General features: G+C 65.0%; 6 protein-coding genes. 1 reads left to right on the top strand and 5 read right to left on the bottom strand.

Annotated elements, in window-relative coordinates; translation table 11 throughout:
• Positions 1 to 334 precede the first annotated feature (334 nt).
• Positions 335 to 478: a hypothetical protein gene (locus GY937_09685; protein MCP5056980.1), complete on the bottom strand. Its 144-nt coding sequence runs from the start codon at positions 476 to 478 to the stop codon at positions 335 to 337.
• A 290-nt stretch (positions 479 to 768) separates the two neighbouring features.
• On the opposite strand from GY937_09685, the gene GY937_09680 reads away from it, so the two are divergent.
• Positions 769 to 2,250, top strand: coding sequence for an NAD(P)/FAD-dependent oxidoreductase (locus GY937_09680; protein ID MCP5056979.1), 1,482 nt, complete (start codon positions 769 to 771; stop codon positions 2,248 to 2,250).
• Positions 2,251 to 2,323: 73 nt separating this feature from the next.
• On the opposite strand, the gene GY937_09675 is transcribed toward GY937_09680, so the two are convergent.
• From GY937_09675 to GY937_09660, 4 genes are all read right to left on the bottom strand, one after another.
• Entirely contained in the window at positions 2,324 to 4,066 is a 1,743-nt protein-coding gene (locus GY937_09675; protein ID MCP5056978.1) for an EAL domain-containing protein, read from the bottom strand.
• Between the two features lie 4 nt (positions 4,067 to 4,070).
• Positions 4,071 to 4,862 carry a response regulator gene (locus GY937_09670; GenBank protein MCP5056977.1) on the bottom strand — a complete coding sequence of 264 codons (792 nt, stop codon included), beginning with the start codon at positions 4,860 to 4,862 and terminating at the stop codon, positions 4,071 to 4,073.
• A 70-nt stretch (positions 4,863 to 4,932) separates the two neighbouring features.
• Positions 4,933 to 7,782 (bottom strand): response regulator, encoded by a 2,850-nt coding sequence (locus GY937_09665; GenBank protein ID MCP5056976.1) that lies wholly within the window; start codon positions 7,780 to 7,782, stop codon positions 4,933 to 4,935.
• Positions 7,783 to 7,856: 74 nt separating this feature from the next.
• Positions 7,857 to 10,474: tandem-95 repeat protein (locus GY937_09660; protein MCP5056975.1), on the bottom strand; the 2,618-nt coding region annotated here is incomplete at its 5' end.

Genomic DNA, 10,474 nt, shown 5'->3' with positions numbered 1-10,474 from the left:
TTCTTCCCGCTCTTGCGGATCAGCTCCACGACCTCGGCCTTGTATTCATCTGTGAACGATCGACGCTTCCGTTTTCCCATGACACACTCCTACCGCACTTTCGTGCGATCCGGGGTGTCCACGAGACCGGGGCAAGCTCACAGAGCTTCCGGGCCTTGGGGGTCATCTCGCGCCATACCGCCTCGACCTCCTTCTCATATCTCGCAAGAAGCTCTTTTCCCTTGGACATGAATGAACCCCTTTCTTCGTATTCTATTCAATGTGCGCAGACAATGTGGGCATGGAAAAGAAAAGCTGCGTTTCGCCCAAGTCCGATAGGTAGACGTTCCGTCAACTACGCACCTGACGAGGGAAGCAAGCCCCGGCTCGGGTCGACCGCGATCAACTGCAGGTAGTTGTCGCGCACCACGCGGGCGATCTCGGAGACCACGTCGTTCGCTTCGTCCCTCTGCTTCCCGTCAGCAGAAGTCGGGCCCATGGGCGACCCAAGCCAAGAGACACTTTGCGGGGTCTTCGGGCCTCCGGATAGACGATCGAGATTCAGGCCTTGGCGATTACATCGACGGCGGATCTCACGCATCGCTGGACTCAACTCCAGGCAAGGCGTCGGGTGGGCGGCATGACGCCCGTCATACTCGCTGTGAAGCAGATCCGTGATGGTGCGAGCCGAGGGAATCTTTGCAGAAGCCCTGGGGCCACCCGCAGCATTCCCGAGCCTGATAATCATGGAATTTTGGTGGAGCTGGCTCCAGCGAAGGGAGGCGAGGCGTGCCGGACGAGAACTACGACGCAATCATCATTGGAAGTGGCCCGGGGGGCCTTTCGGCCGCCGCGCTTCTCCAGCATCGCGGCCTTCGGTGCCTGCTCGTCGAGAAGAACAATGTGCCGGGCGGCAAGATGATCAGCATCGAGAAGGACGGGTACGCGTACGATCTCTTTCCCCATGGTCAGGTGCCCATGCGCGGTTCCGCCTTCGAGCCGATCTTCGAGGAACTCGGGGTGTCGGACGAGTTCATCCCGGCGATCGAACCCGACGACCCGCGCGAGATCATCACGCTGCTCTACAAGCGCAGCGGTCGAGCAGAGTACAAGCGCGTCACGCAGGGGCAGGCACTCGCGGATCCGACTCCCTTCTTCAAGCTCTGGGATCTCGATGCAGCGGAGCAGGAAGCGGCGATCGCGGTGATGACCGAAATGACGTTGCTCACAGAGGACGAGGTCGATGCCCTCGACGGCATCTCGATGGAAGAATGGCTGGCCGAGCGCGAGGTCCCCGGCCCGCTCTACAACTATCTCGGCTTCCACGCCAACGCATCCCTGGCGGAGCCCCTCGACCAGGTCGCGGCGTCGGAGCAGATCACGATCATGCAACAAGTGATGCTGCAAGGCGGGGGAGGGCAGTACAAGGGCGGCTTCGGCGGACTCACCAGGGTGATGCTGCGTGAGTTCGAGAAATCGGGTGGCGTCTTGATCAAGGACTGCAAGGTCGATCGGATCATCATTGATGACGGTGCCGTGGCTGGCATAACGACCGAGCGGGGCACATTCAATGCCCCGGTGGTGGTCAGCAGTGCGGGTATCCAACCAACGATCTTGAAGCTGTGCGGAGAGGAGCACTTCGACAAGACATATGCGAACTACATCAAGGGTCTCGTGCCAGGCTGGTCCTTTACGTCGATCCGCTATTTCCTCGATGAGCCCGTCATGGAAACCGGCATCTACGTGATGTACTCCGACGATTCATGGCTCGACACGCCCCGCTTCGAGAAGATCAAGAACGGCGAGATTCCCGACGAAGTCATCTTGTTCATGGTCAATCACAGCTTCTACGACGATGAAGCGGCGCCCGCCGGAAAGCAGGTTCTGGTCAGTGGCACCGTCTGCTCCTCGAACCCCGAGGCAAAGGAGATCGAAGCGATTTGGGCGAAGATGGATCAACAGATGCAGTCGCATTTTCCCGAGATCTGGGATGTCTGCGAACGCAGGGAGTACAACGGCCCCAAGGAGATTTCCTCGCGCACCCGTGATTCGGTTCTCGAAGGACAAGGCGGTGAGTGTGTGGGGCTCGCTCAGATCGTGGGGCAATGTGGATCGATGAAGCCGAGTTCGAACGCACCGATCAACGGGCTCTACATCGCAGGGGCTGATGCGGGCGCAAAGGGAATGGGGACGCACCAGTCGGCACTTTCCGGGACTGCCGTGGCGCGGATGGTGCAGCAGTACTCGATGGGGCGGACGAAGATGCGGTAGCGCCGTGGCCGTTCGCCTCTCCGCTCGAGAGCGCCGGCGCGGCGCTCCGGCCCACGGCAACCGAGCCCGCGGTTCAGCTGGGGCCGCAGAGCTTCAGCAGTTCGCTCCAACTCTCCGGCGGGAGCGGCTTGCTGCACAGATAGCCCTGGTACTCGTCGCAGCCGAGCCAGCGCAGGAACTCGAGCTGGCCTTCGGTTTCGACACCTTCGGCGACGACCTTCTGCCCGAGGCTCCGGGCCATGGCGACGATCGCGGTGACGATCGCGGCATCGTCCGCGTCCTCTGGAACGCCCTGGACGAAGGACCGGTCGATCTTCAGCTCGTCGATCGGGAAGCGCTTCAGGTAGCTGAGAGACGAGTAGCCTGTGCCGAAGTCGTCGATCGAGATGCGGACTCCCATCTCCTTGATCTTCCACAACATGTCCGCGGTTTCGTGCGGTTTCTCCATGATCACGCTCTCGGTCAGCTCGATTGCGAGAGAGTTTCCGTCCAGGCCACTGGACTCCAGTGCAGCCTGGATCGTCTCTACGAGGGTGCCTGGACGGAACTGTCGACTGGAGACGTTCACGGCGATCCGAATCCCCGGGAACCCGGCGTCGGCCCACGCACGGCTCTGGCCTGCCGCCTCGCGAAGAGCCCACTCGCCCAGCGAGTTGATGACGCCGATCTCCTCGGCGATCGCAATGAAGCGATCGGGAGGCACGAAGCCGTGCTCCGGGTGAGTCCACCGCATGAGCGCTTCGGCGCCCGCGATGCGACCGCTCTCGATCCCTACCTTGGGCTGGTAATGCAGTGAGATCTCACCTCGCTCGAGGGCACGTCGCAGGTCGCTCTCGAGGCCAAGCCGTTCGAGAGATTGGGCGTTCAGGGACTCGTCGTAGTATTCGAAACGGTGGCCGCCTCGCTGCTTCGCGTGGGACATCGCGACGCCCGCGTTCGCGAGGAGGGCATCGGCATCGTTCGCATCGTTCGGATGGATGGCAATCCCGATGCTGCAGGATGTAAAGAGATCCTGGCCCTTCAGGGTGAAGGGTTCGGCCATCAACGAGAGCAGCTGACGCCCTATCCTCGGGGCCGCTTCCACGGCGCCGGGGCCGGTGAGCAGCAACATGAACTCGTCACCCCCGATCCGGAAGCAGGTAGCCCGGTACGGGTCGCTGGCGACCGCGTCCTCCAGGGAGAACGCGACGCTCTTCTCCATGCGCTCCGCCACGCCCTTCAGGATGGCGTCTCCGGCGCCCTGCCCGAGCGTGTCATTGATCTGCCGGAAGCGGTCGAGACCCAGATGGAGCAAGGCGAGATTCGAGCCGTCCCGGCGCGCGCGTCGCAACGCGGGCTCCAACCCCTCCTGGAAGAGGCGGCGGTTCGGAAGGCCGGTCAGGGCGTCGTAGTAGGTCACGCGGTCCTGATAGGCCTTGGCCGCCAGGGTATTGCGGACGCGGAGAGCCAGCTCGCTGCGGTCCACCGGCTTGGCGAGGAAGTCATTCGCTCCGAGCTCGAGAGCCTGGAGCTTCACCTCGGGCTCGCTCGAAGAGGTCAGGATGATCACCGGAATGCGCTGAAGTGCTTCGTCTTCCCGGAGGGCGCTCAGGATCTGGAGACCGCCGACGTTGGGCATCATCAGGTCGAGAAGCAGGACGTCGGGGTGCTCGCGGGCAATCGCCTCCAGGGCCAGACGGGAATCCATCACGGAGACGAAGTGCTCATAACCCTCTCCCTGCAGGAACATCTCGATCACATCGACGGTGGTCGGCTCGTCGTCGACCATCATGATGGTCCACGAGCGCTGGTCGTCCTCGGTCGAAAGCGGTGTCACCGGCTCAGCCCTCGGTTCCCGGGTCGATGGAGATCCGGTCCGCCAAGTCCCAGAGCTCCTCGATCACCTTCTCGAGCGGCTCGTGCTTGCGCTCCCCGGCGAGCAACTGAAGGGCCGCGGCAGGTTCGGTGAACTCGTCGAACCCGACCGTGCCCGCGGCTCCCTTGAGCCAATGCCCCAGCTGGACGAGCTCGGAAAAATTGCGAGCCTCGAGGCACCCCTCCATCTCCTCGAGGCGGGCCCGCAACCGGCCGACGAAGGACGCGACGATCGCCTGGGAGCGCTCGCTGTCTCCCATGAGGTGAGAGATCAACGGGGCACCCGTAGCCGACCGCTGCGGCCGGGGGGTGCGCTTCGGTCGCTCTGTCTGCGGGCTGGGCAGTGCGAAGCCTCGGCCAGTGGCCGACAGGGTGTTGCGCACGCGAAGCAAGAGTTCGCTCGGGTCGACAGGCTTGCGGAGGAAATCGGTGGCGCCGTGGTCGACGGCCCGCTGCTTGGTCGCGGGATCGCTCGAGCCCGTGACGATGATGACGGGGAGGTCCCGCAGTTCCGGCTGCCCACCACGAATGGCCTTCAGAACCTCGATGCCGTCCATGTGGGGCATCATCAGATTGAGCAGGAGGAGGTCTGGCCGGGCCTCTTCGACCAATTCCAGGGCCGTTCGCGAGTCGCTGGTTCGGACGAGCCGTTCGTAGCCGGCCGCCCGCAGGAACATTTCCATGACTTCGAGCGTGGTCGGCTCGTCGTCCACCATCAGGATGGTGGGGCATTCGCTGGAGTTCGTCGGGGAATTCATGGAGTGGTTCGTCCATTCGCCTGCCAGTGGGGATTCCGGCCCTAGTATTTCGTGTCGGTGGTCGAGGCAACTACTTGAGATCTGCCCCGCCGAGCTCGATCCGCTCCGCCAGGCCGCGGAGCGACGCCAGGGACGCGCCGATCTCCTCGACTCGCTTGCCCTTGGCCTGCCCCTCGAGGGCCTCGGCCGGCTCGGTGAAAACAACGAATCCGATCGTGCCGGCCGCGCCCTTCAGCCAGTGAGCCAGTCCCGCGAGCTCGTCGAAATCCCGCGCCTCGAAGTGGCGCTCCATTTCTTCGAGCCGGGCCTCGAGCCGTTGGACGAATTTTTCGAGGATCGGCTCCATTCCCGGGCTGTCGGCCAAGCGGGAACGGATCGGGCCGATCGTGGGGGCCGCTTTCGTTGCTTGCGCGGGGGTGTGCTCCGCGCGGGTGGGTGTGCCCGGATCCGCCACGCTCGAACCGGGTAGCTGGATGCGTTCCACCAGCGCTCGAATCTCGTCGACCGCCCCCTCGAGTTCCGCCTGCTTGTGCTCCTTGGCAAGCAGTTCGAGTGTCTCGGCGGGCTCGGTGAAAGCGTCGAATCCGATCGTGCCCGCCGCTCCCTTCAGCCAGTGCGCCAGCGCGGCGAGCTGCTCGAAGTCGTTCGCCTCGATGCTCGCCTCCATCGAGAGCAGCTTGGTCCCGAGCCGCGTCACGAACTTCTCGAGGGTCGGCAGGAACGTCGGGTTCGATGCGAGCCGCGAGGTCACGGGCCCGCCCGTCGTCGACGCCAGGGGCGTAGCGAGGGCTTGCCCGGTGCGCTCCCCCGCTCTGCGCTCGCCGCCCAGCACTTCGGCCAAGGTCTCGAGCATGACATCGATGTCCACTGGCTTGGTCAAGTAGCCGGTGCAGCCGATCTCCAGGCACTTCCGCTCGAAGCCTTTCATCGCGTTGGCGGTGAGGGCCAGGATCGGTGTCTCCAGGCCTTCCTCACGTAAGCGCGCGGTTGCCGTGTAGCCGTCCATGACGGGCATCTGCATGTCCATCAGGATGGCGTCGAAGGGCGTGGCGAGCGCCATGTCGACGCCGACCTGCCCGTTCTCGGCGCCTTCGACTTCGATCCCCACCTCGCCCAGCACGAGTTCGATCAGCTCGCGGTTCTCCTCACCGTCGTCGACCACGAGGATCCGCGACGTCGGAAACACCCAGTGGCCCGAGGTTTCTTCCGCGGAGGATTCCGTTGCGGCCAGGGCTTCCTCCGGCTCGAGTCGCTGAACGCCTTCGAGCGGCCCGGGATCAATGGAGACCGAGAAGGTGCTCCCGCTTCCAAGCTCGCTGTTTACCACGATGTCGCCGCCTAGCAATCGAGCGAAGCGCCGACTGATGTCCAGCCCAAGTCCGGTCCCCCCGAACTGGCGTGTCACCGAGCTATCCGCCTGAACGAAGGGCTCGAAGATCTTCTCGAGAGCCTCGGGCTCGAGGCCGATTCCCGTATCGACCACGTCGATGCCGAGTAGATGAACCCCGGCATCCTCTTCGAGGTGGGCGACGACCCGGACCCCGCCCGCCTCCGTGAATCTGACGGCGTTCGAGACGAGGTTCGTGACGATCTGGCGCAGACGGGTCGGGTCGGACTCGATGGTTTCCGGGATCGGCCCGTCGATCTCGAGCTCCAGCGAGATGCCTTTCTCCTGCGCCTTCGCACCGAGCGCCCTGATCACCTGCTGGATGATCGCGTGGGGCGCGACCCGCAGCTTCTCCACCTCGATCCGACCGGACTCGATCTTCGAGAGGTCGAGGATGTCGTTGATGAGCTGGAGCAGGTGCTCACCGCTCGAGTGGATGGTCGCGAGGTGCCGTTGCCGTTCCTCCTCGGTCGATCCATAGCCTCGACGCAGCACCTCGGTGAAACCGAGGATGGCGTTCATCGGGGTGCGGATCTCGTGGCTCATGTTGGCCAGGAACTCGCTCTTCGCCTCGTTCGCCGCCTCCGCTTCTTCCTTGGCCTCGGAGAGCTGGAGCTTGTGCTCCTCGAGCTGGGTGACGTCGTCGAGACTGATCAACACGCCACCGTATTTTCCGCCGCTTCCGAGCACGGGGGAGCAGTTCACGATGAAGGTCCTCAGCTCGTCCGCATGATCCGTGATGTAGATGAGCTCGTTCTTGCGCGGCAGTCCGTCCGCGAGCGCTCGAGCCCACGGGTAGGTGGTGGGATCACGGGGCGTGCCGTCGGCCTCGGCCCAGCCCAGGCTCTGCGCCTTACGCCCCAGGAGTTCACCCGATTCACGACCGACCAGCTCCGCGAGCGCTTGATTGGCGAGCACGATCTGCTGCTCGGTGTCCATCACCAGCAGGCCCTCGGCCAGGGTGTCGAGGGCCGAGCGCACATGCGGCGGCACCGCCTGCGACGGGTCGAGGTGCTTCAGCATCTTGTGCAGGTAGAGGTAGAAGAGGACGAAGCAGCCGAGGGCCATGAATCCCAACAGCTTCGCTTCCGACGAGGTCACGACTCCGATCCAGCCGCTACTCCCGAGCGGGCGGAAGCGCAGCTCGACCGTGCCCCAACGTTTTCCGCGCGACCAGATCGGCACCGCGACCTGGGTGTTCGTGGATACGTCCCCGTGGCTGACGTCCCAGTGCTGCTCGTGGTCGCCCACCGAAACCAATGCGACTCCGTCCGCGCGGCGGACCGCCACGGAGAGGACGTCGTCATTGCGTTCCTGAGCGAGGCTCAGCGTCGTTCGCAGACCGTCGAGATCCGCCCGGGTAATGAGGGCGGAGCCGGTGACAGCGACCGCCTCAGCCAAGGCAGCACGGCCTTCGCGAACGGCCTGGTCCCGGTCCGGGACGATCCCCAGCAGAATCGCCGCCAACAGCACGTTGATCAGCAGAAAGGTCTGGCCCAGGGAGATGTGGGTCTTCGGGCTCAGGCTCTTCATGGTCCGTTCCGCCCCCGCATGGACCATCGTCGGACCCGTCGTCCGACCTTACCCCCCTCGGTGGTGTCCATGGTTCAGGGCTTCTCGAGCCCGGCTTCGGGCTCGGCCGCGTCGTCATCCGGCGTCTGGCCATCGCGGACCATGGAGTCGAGGGATTCGGCGTCCTCTCCTTCCTCCTCGCTCCGGAGGGCCAGGCTCGCGAGGATCGGGATGGGATCCACCAGCCGCCAGACCGGGATCGAGGAGGCCATGCTGGCGAGCAGGAGCCCGCCGCGGGTGAGCCAGACCACGTACCCGATCGAGAGCCCCGCCGTCATGGCGACGCTGGAGCCGACCAGGGCCTGCTCCAGCTCCACCTGCTCGAGTGCCACGTCCCGCATCCGGTCCAGCTCATCGAGGAAGCCTGTGTCGGAGTTCAGGAAGGCCAGGTCGTCGGCGAAGCCACTGAAGAAGCCCTCGAGCTGAGCCAGCGGGCCCGAGAGCTGGTCACGTTCGGATGCCTCGCGGCGAAGCTCGCTGGGGCTCTCGCGTAGCTGCGACGCTTCGGACTGTCCGGTCGGGAAGGCGGTCGGCTCGCTCGGGAGTGGCCACTCGAACGGGGCTTCGGGCTGGCCAGCGCCGGAGATCAACCCGAGTGAGACCGGGCCGGGACTCGCGGGCGTTTCGGTATCCACTGCTGCAGCCGGTGCGGTCTCCTCTCCAGCCTCCTCCTCGGTTTGCTCCTGCGGGCCGTCCTCGATGGCATTGTCGATCGCTTCGTCGATTCCCGGCTCCGTCGGTCCAACGGTCGGGCCCACCCCCACGGCCGTTTCGACGCCCCCGGTCAGGACCTGGGCCGAAACGCCAGCGGTGCCCCCGGCGATGGCCGAGCTGCCGCCGTTCGAGGAGGTGTTCACGTAGATCCGTGTCTCGGTACCGCCCGGATTCGTGGCGAAGCCGCCGCCGTAGGTATTGTCCAGGCCGCGCACCGTCAGCGCGGTCGGCGTGCCGGTGAAGCTGGCAGCCGGCACGAAGCGCAGAAGGGCCGACGGGGCGAGAGCGAGGGCCGAGGCGCCGTCGGCCACCGAGCCCACTGCCGACCAGTTCGCGCCGCCGTCGCTCGAGTACTCCCAGGTTCCGTCGGACGCAGCAGCTCCGTTGCCAACGACCGCAATGCCGCCGAGGCTCGAACCGGCATCGACGTCCGAGAACTTCCCGGAGAAGAGGGACGCGATCGTGGCGCCGGCCGCGTCTGCTGCGCTCCCGTCCAGGGGGGCCAGCGCAGCGTTCCCGAGGCCAGGGGCGTCGTTCACGCCCGTGACGGTGATATCGGCCGAATCGACACCGGTCGAGAAGGCGGTCGCCCCACCGTTCGTGTTGGTGCTGACCTTCGTCGCGACCACGCCGCTGGTGCGATCCCAGGCGCGGTAGTCGATCGAGGCCGAGTCCGCGTTCCGGCCATCCGGAACGAAGCGGATGCGATCGGAGTCGCGCAGCAAGAGAGCGTTGGTATTTCCGACAGCACCTACCGCGCCCCAGGTCGCGCCGCCGTCCGTGGAGTATTGCCAGCTGCCATTTCCGCTGGAAATGTGGGTTACGGCGACGCCTTCCACGGGTGATGTGTCCGCGTCGCTGATCGACCCGCCCACGATCGTCGCGATGGTGGTGCCGCTGTTGGTGGTGGCGTCCTCGTCGACCGTGGTGAGTGTCGGACCGAACGTCGCCAGAACGGGGGCATCGTTCTGCGGGTTGATCGTCAGGCTCACCGAAGCAACGTTCGAGGTGGCGCCGGCCGCGTCGTCGATCGAATAGCTGAAACTGTCTACGAGGGTCTCGCTGCCGTCGTGGGTGTAGGTGAGTGTGCCGTCGCCGTTGTCGACGAGCGTGCCGTTTGCGGGGCCGGCCGTGATCACGATCGAGCTGAGATCAAGGGAACCCTCGGGATCGACGTCGTTGCCCGCGAGGTCGATGACAACGCTTGCCGCCTCGCCCACGGCCGCAGCGTCCGGATTGGCTGTCGGGGCGTCGTTCTGCGGATTCACGGTGACGGTGACGCTGGCGACGTTGCTGGTAGCGCCGGAGGCGTCGTCGATGGTGTAGGAGAAGGCGTCGCCGACGGTTTCGGAGCCATCGTGGGTGTAGGTCAGCGTGCCGTCGCCGTTGTCGACGAGCGTGCCGTTGGCGGGAGCACTCGTGATGACGATCGAGCTGAGGTCGAGTGCGTTGTCGGGGTCCGTGTCGTTGCCGGTGAGGTTGATGACGACGGAGGCGCCTTCATTCACGGAGGCCGAGTCGTTGGTGGCGGTCGGGGCGTCGTTCTGCGGGTTCACGGTGACGGTGACACTGGCGATGTTGCTGGTGGCGCCGGAGGCGTCATCGATGGTGTAGGAGAACGAGTCCCCGACCGTCTCGGAGCCGTCGTGGGTGTAGGTGAGCGTGCCGTCGCCGTTGTCGACCAGTGTGCCGTTGGCCGGGGCCGAGCTGATCACGATCGAGCTGAGATCCAGTGCGTTATCTGGGTCGGTGTCGTTGCCGGAGAGGTTGATGATGACGCTGGCGCCTTCGTTCACGATGGCGGCATCATTAAAGGAGGTGGGCGCATCGTTCTGCGGGTTCAAGGTGACGGTGACACTGGCGACGTTGCTGGTGGCGCCCGAGACATCGTCGATGGTGTAGGAGAACGAGTCTCCGACGGTCTCGGAGCCGTCGTGGG

The organism is bacterium, from assembly GCA_024228115.1.
Lineage (GTDB): Bacteria > Myxococcota_A > UBA9160 > UBA9160 > UBA6930.
Note: the sequence above shows the minus strand (reverse complement) of the source record. Positions and strands in the feature narration are given on the sequence as shown.

Coding starts and splice junctions, on each gene's coding strand:
- GY937_09685 (MCP5056980.1), bottom strand. CDS start 478: ATGGGCCCGACTTCTGCTGACGGGAAGCAGAGGGACGAAGCGAACGAC.
- GY937_09670 (MCP5056977.1), bottom strand. CDS start 4,862: ATGAATTCCCCGACGAACTCCAGCGAATGCCCCACCATCCTGATGGTG.
- GY937_09665 (MCP5056976.1), bottom strand. CDS start 7,782: ATGAAGAGCCTGAGCCCGAAGACCCACATCTCCCTGGGCCAGACCTTT.